The 16,441-nt window shown below is 62.7% G+C and carries 16 protein-coding genes; 5 read left to right on the forward strand and 11 right to left on the reverse strand.

Annotation, left to right across the window (positions count from 1 at the left end; translation table 11 throughout):
* Positions 1-111: 111 nt before the first annotated feature.
* Positions 112-1,116: a polysaccharide deacetylase family protein gene (locus PZL22_RS01840; RefSeq protein ID WP_004434778.1), complete on the forward strand. Its 1,005-nt coding sequence runs from the start codon at positions 112-114 to the stop codon at positions 1,114-1,116.
* Positions 1,117-1,125: 9 nt separating this feature from the next.
* Here PZL22_RS01840 and bacA read toward each other — a convergent pair whose 3' ends face one another.
* The 10 genes from bacA to glpK form a co-directional block, all read right to left on the reverse strand.
* Positions 1,126-2,388: a bacteroid development protein BacA gene (gene bacA, locus PZL22_RS01845; protein ID WP_004434772.1), complete on the reverse strand. Its 1,263-nt coding sequence runs from the start codon at positions 2,386-2,388 to the stop codon at positions 1,126-1,128.
* Between the two features lie 152 nt (positions 2,389-2,540).
* Positions 2,541-3,806: an MFS transporter gene (locus PZL22_RS01850; RefSeq protein ID WP_033048572.1), complete on the reverse strand. Its 1,266-nt coding sequence runs from the start codon at positions 3,804-3,806 to the stop codon at positions 2,541-2,543.
* 281 nt (positions 3,807-4,087) lie between these two features.
* Positions 4,088-4,837, reverse strand: coding sequence for a type I methionyl aminopeptidase (gene map, locus PZL22_RS01855; protein ID WP_004434765.1), 750 nt, complete (start codon positions 4,835-4,837; stop codon positions 4,088-4,090).
* Between the two features lie 64 nt (positions 4,838-4,901).
* The gene (locus PZL22_RS01860; protein ID WP_003528549.1) at positions 4,902-5,945 is read right to left on the reverse strand and encodes an LLM class flavin-dependent oxidoreductase; all 1,044 of its coding nucleotides are present in this window, start codon (positions 5,943-5,945) and stop codon (positions 4,902-4,904) included.
* A gap of 108 nt (positions 5,946-6,053) precedes the next feature.
* Positions 6,054-6,491 carry a DUF1801 domain-containing protein gene (locus tag PZL22_RS01865; protein WP_003528548.1) on the reverse strand — a complete coding sequence of 146 codons (438 nt, stop codon included), beginning with the start codon at positions 6,489-6,491 and terminating at the stop codon, positions 6,054-6,056.
* A 30-nt stretch (positions 6,492-6,521) separates the two neighbouring features.
* Positions 6,522-6,989 carry a DUF1801 domain-containing protein gene (locus tag PZL22_RS01870; RefSeq protein ID WP_003528547.1) on the reverse strand — a complete coding sequence of 156 codons (468 nt, stop codon included), beginning with the start codon at positions 6,987-6,989 and terminating at the stop codon, positions 6,522-6,524.
* Positions 6,990-6,998: 9 nt separating this feature from the next.
* On the reverse strand, positions 6,999-7,220 hold the full coding sequence (locus PZL22_RS01875) for a hypothetical protein (protein WP_284718428.1): 222 nt from the start codon (positions 7,218-7,220) through the stop codon (positions 6,999-7,001).
* A 58-nt stretch (positions 7,221-7,278) separates the two neighbouring features.
* Positions 7,279-7,698: an SRPBCC family protein gene (locus PZL22_RS01880; RefSeq protein WP_003528545.1), complete on the reverse strand. Its 420-nt coding sequence runs from the start codon at positions 7,696-7,698 to the stop codon at positions 7,279-7,281.
* The gene (locus PZL22_RS01885; RefSeq protein WP_003528544.1) at positions 7,695-8,018 is read right to left on the reverse strand and encodes an ArsR/SmtB family transcription factor; all 324 of its coding nucleotides are present in this window, start codon (positions 8,016-8,018) and stop codon (positions 7,695-7,697) included. Before PZL22_RS01885 ends, PZL22_RS01880 begins: the two co-directional genes overlap by 4 nt.
* Positions 8,019-8,277: 259 nt before the next feature.
* Positions 8,278-9,771 (reverse strand): glycerol kinase GlpK, encoded by a 1,494-nt coding sequence (glpK, locus tag PZL22_RS01890; RefSeq protein ID WP_003528538.1) that lies wholly within the window; start codon positions 9,769-9,771, stop codon positions 8,278-8,280.
* 299 nt (positions 9,772-10,070) lie between these two features.
* On the opposite strand from glpK, the gene PZL22_RS01895 reads away from it, so the two are divergent.
* The 3 genes from PZL22_RS01895 to xdhB all read left to right on the forward strand — a co-directional run bounded on the left by PZL22_RS01895 (position 10,071) and on the right by xdhB (position 14,921).
* Positions 10,071-10,847: a 3-hydroxybutyrate dehydrogenase gene (locus PZL22_RS01895; protein ID WP_003528537.1), complete on the forward strand. Its 777-nt coding sequence runs from the start codon at positions 10,071-10,073 to the stop codon at positions 10,845-10,847.
* 42 nt (positions 10,848-10,889) lie between these two features.
* Positions 10,890-12,377, forward strand: coding sequence for a xanthine dehydrogenase small subunit (xdhA, locus tag PZL22_RS01900; RefSeq protein WP_284718429.1), 1,488 nt, complete (start codon positions 10,890-10,892; stop codon positions 12,375-12,377).
* A gap of 207 nt (positions 12,378-12,584) precedes the next feature.
* The gene (xdhB, locus tag PZL22_RS01905; protein WP_284718430.1) at positions 12,585-14,921 is read left to right on the forward strand and encodes a xanthine dehydrogenase molybdopterin binding subunit; all 2,337 of its coding nucleotides are present in this window, start codon (positions 12,585-12,587) and stop codon (positions 14,919-14,921) included.
* A gap of 298 nt (positions 14,922-15,219) precedes the next feature.
* Here xdhB and PZL22_RS01910 read toward each other — a convergent pair whose 3' ends face one another.
* A complete protein-coding gene (locus PZL22_RS01910; RefSeq protein ID WP_127615574.1) occupies positions 15,220-15,423 on the reverse strand; it encodes a hypothetical protein in 204 nt (67 codons plus the stop codon).
* A 102-nt stretch (positions 15,424-15,525) separates the two neighbouring features.
* Between PZL22_RS01910 and PZL22_RS01915 the strand changes: the two genes are divergently transcribed.
* A complete protein-coding gene (locus PZL22_RS01915; protein WP_003528533.1) occupies positions 15,526-16,434 on the forward strand; it encodes a LysR substrate-binding domain-containing protein in 909 nt (302 codons plus the stop codon).
* Positions 16,435-16,441: the final 7 nt, after the last annotated feature.

Here is a 16,441-nt window from a genome sequence, read left to right on the forward strand (position 1 = left end):
CCGGTCCACCTAACTACGCACTACCTTCGATAGCGCCTATTTTCCAGCCCAATCAAAGGATTGCCGCAATTTGCGGACAACTGCGACGAAACCAAACGTCACAGTTGAAACATGATTCGTATTTCTCTGGCTTTATCACTCGCTCTTTTTCCCGCTCTCGCCCTCGCCGATCCGCCGCCGGCACCCCCGTCGCCGAGCGGCAAACAGCTCGTCGTCGTCTCCTTCGACGGCGCGCACGACAACGCGCTTTGGGAGAAAAGCCTTGCCATGGCAAGGCGAACGGGCGCCCATTTCACCTATTTCCTCTCCTGCACCTTCCTGATGACGAAGGCCGACGGGAAGCAGACCTACCGGGCGCCCGGACAGAAGCAGGGACGTTCGAATGTCGGCTTCGCACAAAGCCGCGAAGAGATCGCGGTCCGCGTCGGCCACATCTGGCAGGCGCATCGCGAAGGTCACGACCTCGGCAGCCACGCCTGCGGCCATTTCGACGGCAAAGGCTGGAGCAAGGCCGATTGGGAGCGGGAGTTTTCCGCCTTCCGCGTGGCGCTCGCCGAAGCCTGGAAGAAAGCCGGCAAGCCGGAGGCCGAGCCGGAAGGCTGGGCCGATTTCGCGAAGAACGGCATCAAGGGCTTTCGCGCACCCTACCTGTCACTCAGCGACGGCCTGGTGCCTGCACTCGAGGCGTTCGGTTTCAGCTATGATGCGAGCCTCGTGACCAAAGGGCCCGGCTGGCCCAGCTTCGCCGGCGGTCTGCCGCGCTTCGGCCTGCCGCTCATTCCCGAAGGTCCTTCCCACCGGCCGGTTATCGGCATGGACTACAATCTCTTCGTCCGCCATTCGATGGGAGTCGAGAACAAACGCGACAGCGCCCGCTTCGAGGAGCGGACGCTTGCGGCGTTCCGCAATGCCTTCCGGAAGGAATATGAAGGCGAGCGGATCCCTCTTCAGCTCGGCTTCCACTTCGTCGAGATGAACGGCGGCGCCTATTGGCGGGCGCTCGATCGCTTTCTCTCGGAAACCTGCAGCAAGCCGGACGTCGCCTGCGTCAGCTATGCCGAAGCGTTGCCGATTATCGAGGCTGCGAGAAGGAAGGCGGATCGCTCCGCCTTCTGATGCCCGCCGTTACAGAGCCAGCTCTTCCTTACCGCCAGCGTCGATGAACTGCCGGTCGATTTCCGGCAGCGGCTCGTCGACCAATACCGACTCGAAGGCTTTAAGGCGTTTGTAGATCGACAGGAGCTCGACGATCGTCGTCCAGGAACCGACCAGGTATTGGAATGACTCCCGAACCTGCCCAAAAACGTTCAAAACCTGATTCATGACGCCGAGCGTGAGTTTTCCCGCCACAATCGCCGGTATCAGCACGAGAGTGCCGAATATGTTGTCGGCCTGCAGGTAGAAAATGCGCGCGATATTGAAGTACATGTAATGGAAGTAGAGGCGGAAATAGTTGCGCCTGACATTGTCGAAAAGCTGCGCGAGCGTTATCGGATCGGCGCGGTCCTCATGATCCTCGCCATAGACGAGTTCCTTTCGGTATGCCGCTTCGACGCGCTGATTGCGAAATTCGAGGCCCGGAAGCTTGATACCTACCACGGCGAGGAAGACCGTTCCGAACAGCGACCAGGAGATGGCGGCCCAGACGAGCGCATGCGGTATTTCGCCGACGACCGGCAGCACGTTTACCTGCTCGGAAAACTTGAAGAGAACCGGGAGAAAGGCGATCAACGTCATAACTGAGCTCACCAGGCCGACGCCCAGCCTTTCCATCGTGCTGGAAAATCGCATCGTGTCTTCCTGTACACGCTGCGATGCGCCTTCGACTTGCCGCAGCCTCGGCCAATGCGAGACATAGTATTCGTTCATCGCGGTACGCCAGCGAAAGATGTAGTGGCTGACGAAGAAGAGGTTCAGCACGCCTACGGTCACCGCCAGAAAGGCAATGCCCGAGACGCCGATCATACCCATGTAGAGTTGTTCTGCCGTGATCGGTGCCGTTCGCGCGAGCGCCTGCTGGATCATATCATAGAACGGGCCGTACCAGGCATTGAAGGCGACGCTGACCTGAACGGAAAAGTAGGTGTTGAAGATGATCAGCGCCGTGCCGAGGACCGACCAATACTGCCACCGATGCGGGCTGTAGGCGAACCAGAACGCGGCGAATAATCCTACGACCACCGCATAATAGATGTAGAACCAGAGAAAGGGTGCCGACCAGAAAACGGACACCCCGATGATAGGCTCCTGACCGGGCGGTAGCGGCGGCAAGCCGAGATAGGCGCCGATATCCCGTCCGCCGCCATACCATACGAGAACGGCAAGAAGGCTCCAGACGGCGGATGATATGAAAAACAGCTTCGGCTTGGGGAAGAAGGATTGGAACAAGGGACGGCACTCTCGTTTCGGGGAGGTCAAGGACTTGCCTCCTGATGCGCCGAAACTAGGGCAATTCACATTGCGCAACAATTACGGAATGCGAATGTTACTGTTATTTCATGTGGCTGCCGACGCTGTCTGCCCGGCTTAGTGAGGACCCGTCATCGTGCCAGGGCTTCATTTATCCTGCGCAATTCGGCGAGAACGACGATCCCGCAGATCATGAGAACGAAGGCCGCGACCAAGGTCGGCAAAGCATAGCTTCCGGTCCGCTCCGCGAGCCAGCCGGCGACCAGCGGCCCGACAATCTGGCCGATCCCGAAGGCGGCGGTCATGAAGGCGAGCGCCCGGCGCGGGCTTTCGGGGGCGAGTTGCCGGCCGATCTGCAGGCCATAGGCCGTGACCATCATGAAGGTGGCGCCGAGCATCAGCCCGCCGACAAGCGGCGCATAAGGCGAGGGCAAGGAGACCGTCAGCACGAGGCCCGCCGCCTCGACCAGCAGGCCGATCGCATAGACGCCGGCCAGCCCCAAGCGCGGCACGGCGAAACGCCAGAGATAGACGGACAGCGCAGCGCTAACGCCGGTGATCAGCCAGGCGAGGAACTCGACGCTGTGGCCGCCGCTTGAGTCGCGCGCCATGGCGACGAGGAAGGTGGCGGTGATCACGTAGCCGAAGCCGAAAAAGCCATAGGTGAGCGTCATCGCCATGAGCGATCGCGAACGGACGAGCGGCACCTCCGGTCGGCCGCCATTGGCGGCATGACGGCTCGCCGGCAGCAGCGCGGCCACCAGGACAGTTCCCGCGAGCGCAACCAGCGCGCCCATGAACCAGTCGGCCTGCGACATCGAAAAGCCGGCGACACCTGCGAGCGGCGCAGCCCAGACCGCGATAGAGGAAAGCGCGATGCCGAAACCGACGCCGCCGAAATGCACCGAGGGAACGTGCTCGGACCTGGCGGCGAGCCCCTGCCCCAGCACTATCCCCGAGATGAAGATCATCGCAAAGGCGCTCGCCAGGCCCGCAAGAAAGCGGATGATGGAATAGGCGAGCACAGAGGATGTAAGCCCCATGGCGGCCAGCAGCAGGGTCGTCGCGACGAGCGCCGCAAGACCGACCCCGCGTTCGCGGCCGTGCGCCCAGCCATAGCCGGCAAGCACCGCGCCTGCGAGATATCCGATGAAATTCGCCGAGGCGACTAGACCTGCATCACCAGGCGAAAGGCCGGTGTCGGTCATCATCGCCGGCAGGATGGGCGTATAGGAGAACCGGCCGAAGCCCATGGCCACCGCCATGGCGATCGCACCGGCGATCGCGGTCGCTGCGAGACTTCCCCTCGAACCGCTGCCGGCGGACTCGAAGCCGCTCGGCTCTGTCGAGTGCCTGGACGCCGGTTCGCTACGGTCCTGCCTTTGGAGAGTGCTCATGCCCTTTTATTGCATCGCAGCAAGAGAGCGGCAAATCATTATAATTGAACGGTTCATTGATGGAATCGAATGATGCGCGCTGAGAAAAGCGGGAGCGGGTGTGATACCCCCCTCTGCCCTGCCGGGAGGCGATCTCCCTGCCTCTAAAATAAGCTTAAACTTGTTGCGAGACTGACGTTGACGCAGAGCGCTTCCACCATCTGATCTCGCCCCTTGCGGGGGAGATGCCCGGCAGGGCAGAGGGGGGTGAGACTTCCGTCGCACACTTCTCCTAAGTCGCCCTAACCCGGCAGCGTCACGACCAGCGGCCCGCTGCGGGTGACGACCACCGTGTGCTCATATTGGACAGTCGGTGCCCGCGGTTCGCTGTAGAGGGTCCAGTCGTCGTCGCCGCCTTCGGCCCATTGCGCCCCCATCGACAGGAAGGGTTCGACCGTGAAAACCATGCCCTCGGTCATCCGCCGCCGCTCGGATGGGTCCGGCCAGGTTGCAATTTCGCTCGGTTCCTCGTGCAGCGACCGGCCGATGCCGTGGCTCGCCAGATTGGCGACGAGGGAATAGCGGTTCTTGCGCGCGAACTCGCCGATCGAATTGCCGATCGTGGCAAGCGACTGGCCCGGCTTGACCTGTTTCAGGCCCACCCACATCGCCCGCTTGCCGTCGCGGCAGAGCCGGTCGATCTCGGTCTTGACCGGCGGCACGGGAAAGGACGCACCGGTATCGGCGAAGAGCCCGCCTTTTTCGGCCGAAACGTCGATATTGACGAGATCGCCCGGCTGGATCACCCGGCGGCCGGGTATGCCGTGGGCGATTTCCTCGTTGACGCTGATGCAGGTCGCGCCGGGAAAATCATAGCAAAGCTCGGGTGCCGAACGGGCGCCGGCCTCCTCCAGCACCTTGCGGCCGATCGCGTCGAGCTCGGCCGTGGTGATGCCCGGTTCCAGCGCCTCGCCCATCGCCTGGAGCGCATTGGCACAAATGCGGCCGATTTCCTTCAGCCTTTCGAGGTCTTCGTCGTTGTTGAGGGTCATGGATGTCTCGCTTTCGCGGCCACTTTTAGCGCTACGACGCCGCATATGCCAGTGGCGACGCGGCTTAAGAAGCGCGCTCCTCCGCCAGCATCTCGCGTACCAGAGGCGCGACCTTGGTGCCGTAGAGTTCGATGCCGTGCAGGATCCGGTCATGCGGCATCGGACCGATCGCCATCTGCAGCAGGAAGCGGTCGTTTCCGAAGAGCTTCCGATGCGCAACGATCTTCCTGGCAACCGTTTCCGGATCGCCGAGGAAGAGATTGCCCGTCGGGCTGATCGCCTGATCGAAGTGGGCGCGGTTGGTCGGCCCCCAGCCGCGTTCGCGTCCGATGCGGTTCATCACCTCGGCTTGCGGCCCATAGAACTGATCTGCAGCTTCTTGCGTGGTATCCGCGATGAAGCCGTGGACGTTGATGCTCGTCTTCAGCTTCGACGGATCCTGCCCCGAGCGGCGCGCAGCTTCGCGGTAGAGCTGGAAGAGCGGCGCAAAGCGTGCCGGTTCGCCGCCGATGATCGCCAGCGCCATCGGCACACCGAGCGCACCGGCACGCGCAACCGACTGCGGCGTGCCGCCGACCGCGATCCAGAGCGGCAGCGGGTCCTGCAGCGGGCGCGGATAAACGCCGCGATCGTTGATCGGAGATCTCAGCGCACCCGACCAGGTGACCCTTTCACTATCGCGCAGCGCCAAAAGCAGATCGAGCTTTTCGGAGAAAAGCTGGTCGTAATCGTCCAGCGACTGGCCGAAGAGCGGGAATGATTCGATGAAGGAGCCACGTCCCGCCATGATCTCGGCGCGTCCGTTCGACAGGAGGTCGAGGGTGGCGAATTGCTGGAAGACGCGGACGGGATCGTCGGAGCTCAACACCGTCACCGCGCTCGTCAGCCGGATGCGGCTGGTGCACGCGGCAGCCGCCGCGAGGATCACCGCGGGTGCCGACGCCGCATAGTCCGGCCGGTGATGCTCGCCGAGGCCGAAAACGTCGAGGCCCACCTGATCGGCAAGCTCGATCTCCTCCAGGAGATCGGCAAGACGCCGGCGCCCCTCGGCTCCCTTGTCGGCTGCATTCGGATCGACGTCGGCGAATGTATAGAGTCCGAGTTCCATGGCTGGCTTCCTGCGAGATCTAGCGTTGCGCTAGAGATAATCGGCGCAGGACCAGGCCGCAAATGCGCCTTTGGAAAACGCACTGTTTCCAGCCCATGTCCATCGGGGTCAGGCGCTCTTCGGCTTCTTTTGCGAACGGGCGCCTGGGCGTGCTGACGTATTCAGCGCCACCGCGGCGCGAATGAGCGCGATGAACGCCTCTTCGTCGATCTCCTCGCCCTCACGGAAATCGATGGCACGCCGCGTATTGCCTTCCAGGCTGGAGTTGAAAAGGCCTGAAGGGTCTTCCAGCGAGGCACCTTTCGCGAAGGTCGTCTTCACGACCGCCTTATAGACTTCGCCGGTGCAGATTATCCCGGCGTGTTCCCACACGGGGACCCCTCTCCACTTCACTTCCTCGATCACTTCCGGGTCGGCCCGCCGGATGAGTTTCCGGATCCGGGCGAGCGTCTCGCCACGCCAATCGTCAAGGGCGTCGATTTTCGCATCTATCAGTTTGGAGGGAGGTGCTTCTTCTCCGTTCGAGCCGCTCGTCCTGTTGTCCATGGCCGTCACTTTCCTGATGGTTGTTGTCGCTCACATTCGTTCACCGGGCAACCGGCTGGCCTGCCTTACCCAGGCGGAGAATTGAGCTTGGTCTAGTTGGCCCTCGTAAATGTCGAGGTAACGTACTTCCGGATATTTGGACTTGCCGGGCGGGACAGGATCGAGCGCAGCGCCGCGGAAGAACGTCACCTTGATGTATTTGGTGAAGCAGTGAAAGCTGAGAAACCAGGCATCGTCCTCGACGCCGTAGAAAGGCGAGTTCCACTTGACCGCCTTGTGCACGCCGGGAACGGCCTCCACAATCAGAGCATCGAGGCGGCGCCCGATATGGCTCTTCCAGCCCGGCATGGCCGTGATGTAGGCCTGCACGGGGGCATCGCCATAGCCCTTCGCGATCTGCGGGTTGCCGCCCGAGAGCAGGGTCGGCTGTCCCGAGGCCGGCTTGGCGGCCGCCTTCTGTGCAACATTCTCGCTCTTCACCGGGGTCTTGCTGGCCATCTCTTCACCTCATTGCGCCGCAGGCCTGCCGCTGCGCCACCTCGCGGCATAGGGTAGCACGAACATATAGAGGCCGGTGAAAAGCAGCAGGAAGAGCGGGAGCAGCGGGGAATAGACCACCCATGCAGGAGGTTCTCCCAATCCGATGGCGGCGAAGTTGGCGATGACGGTTACCGTGAAGACGATGGATAACCACCGGTGGATCTGACGTATCCAGGCGTTCCAATCCATTGAATGATCTCCCATTGACATGAAGCGAGCCAGCCCCGACCGGCCCGGCAGGCGGGTTTCAGTTCAAACCCGCGAGAACGCGCTCCAGATTTTCGAAGAACTGCTGCCATCCGGCCTTGGCGCCGCCATAGGCCTGCCGCTGATCCGGCCGGAATCCGACCTGCTCCATGCGCAACTGGGTTCCCGTGCTTGTCGGGACGAGGGTGAAGGTCACCACGCTCTTCAAGTCGTAGGCCGGATCCTCATGGGCGAAATTCCAGGCGTAGCTCAGCCTTTTGTTCGGCTCCACGACGAGGACCTCGCAGTCCAACACGCCACCCCACTCACCGCGCAGGTTGAAACGGTGCCCGACGACAGGGCTGAAGTCGTTCTTCATCAGCCACTCCTCCATCAGGTGTGGTTGGGTGAGCGCGCGCCAGATCTTCTCTGGCGGATGAGCGATCTCCCGCTCGACGACGACGGAACGTGTTTCGTTCATTGGTCCATCCTTTTCAGTAGATCTTCGAGATCGTCGAAGCGGCTCTGCCAGAACCCGGCCATCTCACGCGTCCAGTCGACCAGCGGCGCGAGCGCACCGAGTTGCGCGCTATAATAGGTGTGGCGGCCTTCGTGGCGGTCGCGCACCAATCCGGCCTGCTTCAGGACGCCGAGATGCTTGGAGACGACCGGCTGCGAGACACCGGCGCGAGCCGTCAGAGCCCCGACCGTCCTCTCCCCTTCGCGGCACAGCCGCTCGAAGAGAGCCCGGCGAGTGGGATCGGCAAGCGTTCTGAAGAGCATGTCGTGCGCGTCGGACATTTGGGACATATACCCGGTTGGCTCTGGGTTGATGTATAGCCACCGGGCTATGAATGAGTCAAGGGGGAACTCAGGCGAGCGTGACGACGCGCAAAGGTCCCGGACGGCAGCACGCGCACAGCGCGGGCTCCATATATTTCCATGGATATGGGTCCGGGCGTGTGTTTTCTTCCCTCATTCCTGTGCTTGCCACAGGAAAGAGGATCGTTGGGAAGGGCTTCTGCCGCAGCGCTGAAGCGCAACGTGGAAGGTTCAACACTCAGGCAGCAATCAACGTCCGCTTGACTGCGCTGCGCCAGCCCTTGAGCTTCACCTTGCGCGTGGCCTCGTCCATGTGCGGCTCGAAGCGGCGGTCGCGCGCCCAGGACTTGGCGAACGCCTCCTGGTTTGGCCAGACGCCGGCGCGGCTACCGGCAAGCCAGGCGACGCCGAGCGCGGTGGTTTCGAGGATGACCGGGCGGTCGACCGGAGCGTCGAGCAGGTCCGACAGGCGCTGCATCGTCCAGTCTGAGGCGACCATGCCGCCATCGACTCGCAGGACCGTATCATTGCCGTTGCGGCGCCAATCCTTGTGCATGGCCTCGAGCAGGTCGCGGGTCTGGTAGCAGACGGCCTCAAGTGCCGCCCGTGCGAACTCTGCCGGGCCGGTATTGCGCGTCATGCCGAAGATCGCGCCTCGCGCATCCGGATCCCAATGGGGCGCTCCGAGACCGGTGAAGGCCGGCACCAGATAGACCTCCTGCGAGGGATCGGCGCTCTCGGCAAGCGAGCCCGTATCGGGGGCCGCCTTGATTACCTTGAGCCCGTCGCGCAGCCATTGCACGGCAGCACCGGCTACGAAGATCGAGCCTTCGAGCGCATAGGTCGTTTCGCCGTCGAGGCGGTAGGCGATGGTGGTCAGAAGGCGGTTCTTCGAGCGGACCATGTCCTTGCCGGTGTTGAGCAAGGCGAAGCAGCCGGTACCGTAGGTCGATTTCAGCATGCCCGGCTTGAAACAGGCTTGACCGATCGTTGCCGCCTGCTGGTCGCCGGCAACGCCGAGGATCGGGATCGCCGCGCCGAAGAGGGAGGGCTCCGTCACGCCGAAGTCGGCCGCGCAGTCCTTCACTTCCGGCAGCATCTCCTTCGGCACGCGCAGGATCTCGGTGAGCTCGTCGTCCCAGGCATTCTCGGCGATATTGTATAAGAGGGTACGCGAGGCATTCGTCGCGTCGGTGCAGAAGCACTTGCCGCCCGTCAGCCGCCAGATCAGGAAGGTGTCGATGGTGCCGAAGCAGAGTTCGCCTTTGGCTGCGCGCGCCTGCGCGCCCTTCACATTGGAAAGCAGCCAGTTGAGCTTCGTTCCCGAAAAATAGGGATCGAGCAGCAGACCGGTTTTCTTCACGAAGGTCTTTTCCAGTCCCTTCTTCTTGAGCTTGTCGCAAAAGGCGGCAGTGCGGCGGTCCTGCCAGACGATGGCATTGTGGATCGGCTTGCCGGTCTCGCGATCCCAGACGACAACCGTCTCCCGCTGGTTGGTGATACCGATCGCGGCAATATCATTCGCGGTGATGCCGGACTTATCGATCGCTTCCTTGACCGTGCTGACAACCGTCTGCCAGATCTCCTCCGGATCGTGCTCCACCCAGCCCGACTTCGGAAAGTGCTGCTTGAACTCTTTCTGCCCGACGCCCGCGATTTTCTGGTTGCCGTCGAAGACGATCGCGCGCGTGGACGTCGTGCCCTGATCGATCGCGAGAATATATCCGCCCATATGCCCCTCCTCGGCACGCGATTGAAAAGGCCGACCGGAATGCGACCGGAAGCCCGCATACGCTTTCCTCACTCCGCCCCCTTCGCCCTTCCTCGAGGGCGACATTCGAACGACTTCAATACGATAGAAAAACGAATGTCAAACGAAAACAAAACGCAACTTTTGCCAAGTGCTCCCGCGGACACGGACTCTGCTTTGCCGGGCGGAAAAACACAATTGTCACTGCCGCGCATTTGCGCGTAGGCTGACGCTGTTGCGTCGCAAAAGACCTGTGCGGCATCAGGACGGAGAGAGCGGGAATGACCAAGACTGCGGTGATAACGGGTTCCACGAGCGGCATTGGATTGGCGATCGCCCGGGCCCTGGCGAAGACCGGTGCCAATATCGTGCTGAACGGCTTCGGTGCGCCGGACGAGATCAGGACAGTCACGGATGAAGTCGCAGGCCTGAGCTCCGGTACGGTGCTTCATCACCCGGCCGACATGACCAAGCCCTCCGAAATCGCCGACATGACGGCGATGGTTGCCGATCGCTTCGGCGGCGCCGATCTCCTCGTCAACAATGCCGGCGTGCAGTTCGTCGAAAAGATCGAGGATTTTCCGGTCGAGCAATGGGACCGGATCATCGCCGTCAATCTCTCCTCCTCCTTTCACACCATTCGTGGCGCCATTCCGCCGATGAAGAAGAAGGGCTGGGGCCGGATCATCAATATCGCGTCCGCTCATGGCCTCGTGGCCTCCCCCTTCAAGTCCGCCTATGTCGCCGCCAAGCATGGTATCATGGGGTTGACGAAGACCGTGGCGCTGGAGGTGGCGGAGAGCGGCATCACCGTGAACTCGATCTGCCCCGGCTACGTTCTGACGCCGCTCGTCGAAAAGCAGATACCGGATCAGGCGAGAACGCGCGGCATCACCGAGGAGCAGGTGATCAACGAGGTGATGCTCAAGGGACAGCCGACGAAAAAGTTCATCACCGTCGAACAGGTTGCCTCCCTGGCGCTTTATCTTGCAAGCGACGATGCCGCCCAGATCACCGGGACGCATGTCTCGATGGATGGCGGCTGGACGGCGCAGTAATCGACGGCTGAGGGAAAGCCGGTTGAGGGATAAGGAAGTGGCATGGCACAGGCATCCGACAGCATCCGCTTCATCCTGAACGACACCGAGATCGCCCTTTCCGACGTCGCGCCGACAGCGACGCTGCTCGACTTTCTGCGGCTGGAGCGCCGCCTCACCGGCACCAAGGAAGGCTGCGCGGAGGGCGACTGCGGCGCCTGTACCGTGCTCGTCGGCCGGCTTTCGAAGGACGGCGGCGGAGCCGAAAACCTCGTCTATGAAAGCGTCAACGCCTGCATCCGCTTCACAGGCTCGCTGAATGCCACGCATGTCGTGACGGTCGAGCACCTGGCTGCCTCAGACGGCACATTGCATCCGGTGCAGCAGGCACTGGTGGATTTTCACGGCTCCCAATGCGGCTTCTGCACTCCGGGGATCGTGATGTCGCTTTACGGGCTCTGGCTTGCCAATGAAAAACCGAGCCGCGCGGCGATAGAAAAGGCGCTGCAGGGCAATCTCTGTCGCTGCACCGGCTACGAACCGATCGTGCGCGCGGCGGAAGCCGCGGCGGCGGAGCGCCCGGCCGCTCTCTTCGACCCGATCACCCGCACGCGGGAAGCGGTTACGGCGCGCCTTCAGGCGATGGGGCAAACGGAGACGATCGTCGTCCGCAGCGGCACGGACTGTCTGATCGTACCCGTCGACGCTGCGGACCTGGCAGGTGTTCTCGCTGATCATCCAGGCGCGACCATCGTCGCCGGCTGCACCGATGTCGGGCTCTGGGTGACGAAGCAGATGCGCTCGCTCAATCCGGTGGTCTTCATCAATGGCATCGCCGAATTGCAGCGGATCGAAAGCTCGACAGCAGGCCTGACGATCGGTGCAGGCGTGAGCTATACGGCGGCGCACGAGGCCCTGTCTTCAGCCTATCCGTCGTTGGGCCGGCTGCTCGACCGCATCGGCGGCGACCAGGTGCGCAACATGGGCACGATCGGCGGCAATATCGCCAATGGCTCGCCGATCGGCGACAGCCCGCCGCCCCTGATCGTTCTCGGCGCGACGGTTACGCTGCGCTCGAAGGACGGCCAGCGGACGCTGCCGCTCGAGGATTTCTTCATCGCCTATGGCAAGCAGGATCGCAGGCCCGGTGAATTCGTCGAGAGCCTCTTCGTCCCGGCTCTGCCCGCGGACGAGCGCTTTGCCGCCTACAAGATCTCGAAGCGCCGCGACGAGGACATTTCCGCCCTGCTCGGCGCCTTCCGCATCTCGCTCGACGGCGACCGGGTGAAAACCGCACGGATAGCCTTCGGCGGTATGGCGGCAACTCCGAAGCGGGCGAAGACCGTCGAAGCAGCGCTGATCGGTCAGGCCTGGACGGAGGAGACGGTCCGCACTGCGCAGGCCGCCTTCGAGACCGACTATCAGCCGATCACCGACTTGCGGGCCACCGGTGCCTATCGCATGCTTGCGGCAAAAAACCTGCTGATGCGCTTCTTCCTCGAGAGCATCGGAGAGACGGTCCGGTTGCAGCGGCTCGAGGAAGTGGCATGAGCGCCTGTCGCGATATTGGCGGATCGGAATTGCCCCTGACCGGTTGGCTTGCGGGGAGAGGGGACGAGTACGCCGCTTCCTTCCTCCCAGTCGACGAACGGGCTCGCAGAGAGGACGAGCGCGCACCGCTTATCCCTTCGCCCCGCCTGCGGGGAGAAGGCGCCGGCAGGCGGATGAGGGGCAAATTCCTCGTCAGGAGGCCCCGGCATGGATAAGTCCACCCTGGAGAGCCGCGCCACAATCACCGGACCGATGCACGCACCGCTCCGTCACGACAGCGCCCACAAGCATGTGGCGGGCACCGCCGATTATATCGACGACATGCCGGAACCCGCCGGCACCCTGCATGGCGCGCTCGGCCTCACGGACCGGGCGCATGCGGAAATCCTGGAGATGGACCTCGCCGCCGTCGCCGCCGTGCCCGGCGTCGTCTGCGTGCTCACGGCCAGGGACATGCCGCATTCCAACGACATCAGCCCCACCCATCTGCACGACGAGCCGGTGCTTGCCGACGGGCGGGTGGAGTTCCATGGCCAGCCGGCTTTCGCGGTCATCGCCGAAACGCGCGACGTCGCCCGCCGCGCCGCGCGGCTCGCCAGGATCACCTATCGTGACTTCCTGCCGGCGATCGATGTCATCGATGCCGTGGCAACCGGCGGCGAGCTGGTGACCCCGCCGCTGACGCTCGAGCGCGGCGACGCCGAAGGCGAGCTCGAGCGGGCGCCTCGCCGCATCCAGGGGCACATGCGAATCGGTGGCCAGGAGCACTTCTATCTGGAAGGCCATATCGCGCTCGCGATTCCCGGCGAGGATGACGAAATGACCGTCTGGGTATCGACGCAGCATCCGAGCGAAGTCCAGCGTATGGTCGCGCAGGTGCTCGGCGTTCCCTCCAACGCCATCACGGTGAATGTCCGCCGCATGGGCGGCGGCTTCGGCGGCAAGGAAACGCAGGGCAACCAGTTTGCAGCACTCGCCGCCGTCGCCGCGCGCAAGCTTCGCCGCGCCGTCAAGTTCCGCCCGGACCGGGACGACGACATGACCGCCACCGGCAAGCGGCACGATTTCCTGGTAAATTACGATGTCGGCTTCGACGAGGAGGGACGCATCCGGGCGGTCCAGGCGAATTATGCCGCGCGATGCGGTTTCTCCGCCGATCTCTCCGGTCCCGTCACCGACCGCGCCCTTTTCCATGCGGACAACGCCTACTTCTATCCGCATGTGAAGCTCACCTCGCAACCGCTTAAGACCAATACGGTTTCCAACACCGCCTTTCGCGGCTTCGGCGGGCCGCAGGGCATGCTCGGCGGCGAGCGGATCATCGAGGAGATCGCTTACGCGCTCGGGAAGGACCCGCTCGAAATCCGCAAGCTGAACTTCTATGGCGACCCGCATTCCGGCCGCAACGTCACGCCCTATCACCAGAAGATCGAAGACAACATCATCCGCCGGATCGTCGATGAGCTGGAAGCGAGCGCCGACTATCAGGCGCGCCGGGCGGCGATCATCGAATTCAACAGATCGAGCCGGGTTATCCGCAAGGGGATTGCATTGACGCCGGTGAAATTTGGCATCTCCTTCACCCTCACACATCTGAACCAGGCCGGCGCCCTCGTCCACATCTACACGGACGGCTCGGTTCACCTCAACCACGGCGGCACCGAGATGGGCCAGGGCGTCTATACGAAAGTGGCGCAGGTCCTTGCAGACAGTTTCCAGATCGACATCGACCGGGTGAAAATAACCGCGACCACGACCGGCAAGGTGCCGAATACGTCTGCGACAGCCGCCTCCTCCGGCTCCGACCTCAACGGCATGGCCGCCTTCGATGCTGCGCGTCAGATCAAGGAGCGGCTCGTCGCCTTTGCGGCCGAGCGCTGGCAGACAACGGCCGAAAACGTCACCTTCGTGGCCAATCATGTCCGGATCGGCGACGAGCTCGTGCCCTTTGCGCAGTTCGTGCAGGAGGCCTACGGTGCACGTGTCCAGCTCTCCGCCGCCGGCTTCTATGCGACGCCTGGCATCCATTGGGACCGGGCCGCCGGCCGCGGCACACCCTTCTACTACTTTGCCTATGGCGCGGCCGTTTCCGAGGTCTCGATCGATACGCTGACAGGCGAATACATGGTCGATCGCGTCGACGTGCTGCATGACGTCGGCCGTTCGCTTAATCCGGCGATCGATCTCGGCCAGATCGAGGGCGGCTTCGTTCAGGGCATGGGCTGGCTCACGACGGAAGAGCTCTGGTGGGACGAGAAGGGACGGCTGAGGACGCATGCGCCCTCGACCTACAAAATACCCCTTGCCTCGGATCGGCCGAAGACTTTCAACGTGCGCCTCGCCGAATGGTCGGAAAATGTGGAAGAGACGATCGGCAAGTCGAAGGCCGTAGGAGAGCCGCCCCTCATGCTGCCGATTTCGGTGGTCGAGGCTCTGTCGATGGCCGTCGCCAGCATCGCCGGCTATCGCGAGTGCCCCCGGCTCGATACGCCGGCAACGCCCGAGCGCGTCCTGATGGCGGTGGAGCGGCTTAGAGCGGGATGAGGAGTGCGGTTTTCCGCCCGCATGCGGTCTAGGGCCCGTTGAGATTCATCTTGAGTTTATGACGGCTGCTGCGAGATGGAGAACTGCAATCTCTCCTCACCCTCATCTCTGTGCTCGTCACAGAGATGGGAGCAGCCCCGCGTCTGCGGCGCGGGAGGAATTCTTTCAGCCCAAGGAGTTGGTGTGGCTGGATCCCTGTGACGAGCACAGGGATGAGGAGATCAAACAAGCCACGGCGGGGTATCCCGAATCTCAACAGGCCTTGAACTGCAGCGAACAGTTCGAATGAACAGCCTCTCTACCGCAGCAGGTCGTCGTCCTGCCGGGCCATGCGGCCGTCGAGAAACCCCAAGTCCTTTTTCATGTATTCGGATGTGGATTCGAGGTCGAGGCTTAAGCTCCGGCCTCTTATGCGGCGCAGTGCCGAAGCGGCAAACCGGATGATCCCGTTCAGTGGGAGAATCGGCTTTCTTTCAGTAAATTCTGTAAGATCGCAGGACATCTGAGCACCTTTTCAAAGCGGTGAAGTTGACTTGCAGGATGCCCGGATAGATGCTCCGATTCCAATCGAACATCCGTCTGCATGCATCAAGAGAACTTATCCATGAAGATGTCGAAGCAGTTTCCGCTGAATGCGCTGAAGGTCTTCGAGGCGGCCGCGCGGCTCGGCAGTTTCACCAAGGCGGGCGACGAACTCGGCATGACCCAGACGGCGGTCAGCTACCAGATCAAGCTGATCGAGGAGAATATCGGTGAGCCGCTCTTCCTGAGACGTCCGCGGCAGATCACGCTCACGGAGGTTGGGCAGCACCTGGCTCCGAAAGTGACGGAAGCCTTCGAGATGCTGCAGGAGGCGGTCGCCTCGGCGCGCGGGAATACGGAAGCGGCCTTGCTGATCAACTCCACGGCGACCTTTGCCTCGCAATGGCTCGCCCGGGAAATCGGAACGTTCCAACTCTATCATCCGAATATTGCAGTGCGTCTGGTGGCGAACGACGCGATCATCGATTTCAACAAGGAGTCGGTCGACGTCGCGATCCGCTCCGGCAAGGGCGACTGGCCCGGCCTCGTCAGCCATCGGCTGATGCGGGTGGAGTTTGCACCGATGCTCAGCCCAGCCCTTGCGGAGACGATCGGCGGCGTGCGGACGCCGCGGGACCTTTTGAAGCTCCGCATCATCGACCCTCGAGATCCGTGGTGGTCCTTGTGGTTTCGCGCTGCGGGGGTGGACGATCCGGATCTCGACGGCCGTCCGGCAAGCCGGCTCGGCGCCCAGGCCTTCGAAGCCAGGGCGGCGGTCGCCGGCCAAGGCGTCGCGATCCTGATGCCTGAATTCTATACCGACGACGTGGCGCTTGGCAGGCTTTACCAGCCGTTCGAACTGCGATGCAGCGACGGCCACGATTACTGGCTCGTCTATCCGCACGCCCGCCGCAACACCCCGAAGATCCGCGCTTTCCGAGACTGGATTCTTGGCAAGCTCGCTCCGGACGCTCGTCGAGACCCGCACTGAAGTATCG

Origin of the sequence: Ensifer meliloti (assembly GCF_030064585.1) — a bacterium.
Classification (GTDB): domain Bacteria; phylum Pseudomonadota; class Alphaproteobacteria; order Rhizobiales; family Rhizobiaceae; genus Sinorhizobium; species Sinorhizobium meliloti.

Bases quoted from the DNA above. Each gene is read 5' to 3' on its own strand.
- PZL22_RS01840 (WP_004434778.1), top strand. From the start codon at position 112: ATGATTCGTATTTCTCTGGCTTTATCACTCGCTCTTTTTCCCGCTCTC.
- PZL22_RS01850 (WP_033048572.1), bottom strand. From the start codon at position 3,806: ATGAGCACTCTCCAAAGGCAGGACCGTAGCGAACCGGCGTCCAGGCAC.
- map (WP_004434765.1), bottom strand. From the start codon at position 4,837: ATGACCCTCAACAACGACGAAGACCTCGAAAGGCTGAAGGAAATCGGC.
- PZL22_RS01860 (WP_003528549.1), bottom strand. From the start codon at position 5,945: ATGGAACTCGGACTCTATACATTCGCCGACGTCGATCCGAATGCAGCC.
- PZL22_RS01865 (WP_003528548.1), bottom strand. From the start codon at position 6,491: ATGGACAACAGGACGAGCGGCTCGAACGGAGAAGAAGCACCTCCCTCC.
- PZL22_RS01870 (WP_003528547.1), bottom strand. From the start codon at position 6,989: ATGGCCAGCAAGACCCCGGTGAAGAGCGAGAATGTTGCACAGAAGGCG.
- PZL22_RS01875 (WP_284718428.1), bottom strand. From the start codon at position 7,220: ATGGATTGGAACGCCTGGATACGTCAGATCCACCGGTGGTTATCCATC.
- PZL22_RS01880 (WP_003528545.1), bottom strand. From the start codon at position 7,698: ATGAACGAAACACGTTCCGTCGTCGTCGAGCGGGAGATCGCTCATCCG.
- PZL22_RS01885 (WP_003528544.1), bottom strand. From the start codon at position 8,018: ATGTCCGACGCGCACGACATGCTCTTCAGAACGCTTGCCGATCCCACT.
- glpK (WP_003528538.1), bottom strand. From the start codon at position 9,771: ATGGGCGGATATATTCTCGCGATCGATCAGGGCACGACGTCCACGCGC.
- PZL22_RS01895 (WP_003528537.1), top strand. From the start codon at position 10,071: ATGACCAAGACTGCGGTGATAACGGGTTCCACGAGCGGCATTGGATTG.
- xdhA (WP_284718429.1), top strand. From the start codon at position 10,890: ATGGCACAGGCATCCGACAGCATCCGCTTCATCCTGAACGACACCGAG.
- xdhB (WP_284718430.1), top strand. From the start codon at position 12,585: ATGGATAAGTCCACCCTGGAGAGCCGCGCCACAATCACCGGACCGATG.
- PZL22_RS01910 (WP_127615574.1), bottom strand. From the start codon at position 15,423: ATGTCCTGCGATCTTACAGAATTTACTGAAAGAAAGCCGATTCTCCCA.
- PZL22_RS01915 (WP_003528533.1), top strand. From the start codon at position 15,526: ATGAAGATGTCGAAGCAGTTTCCGCTGAATGCGCTGAAGGTCTTCGAG.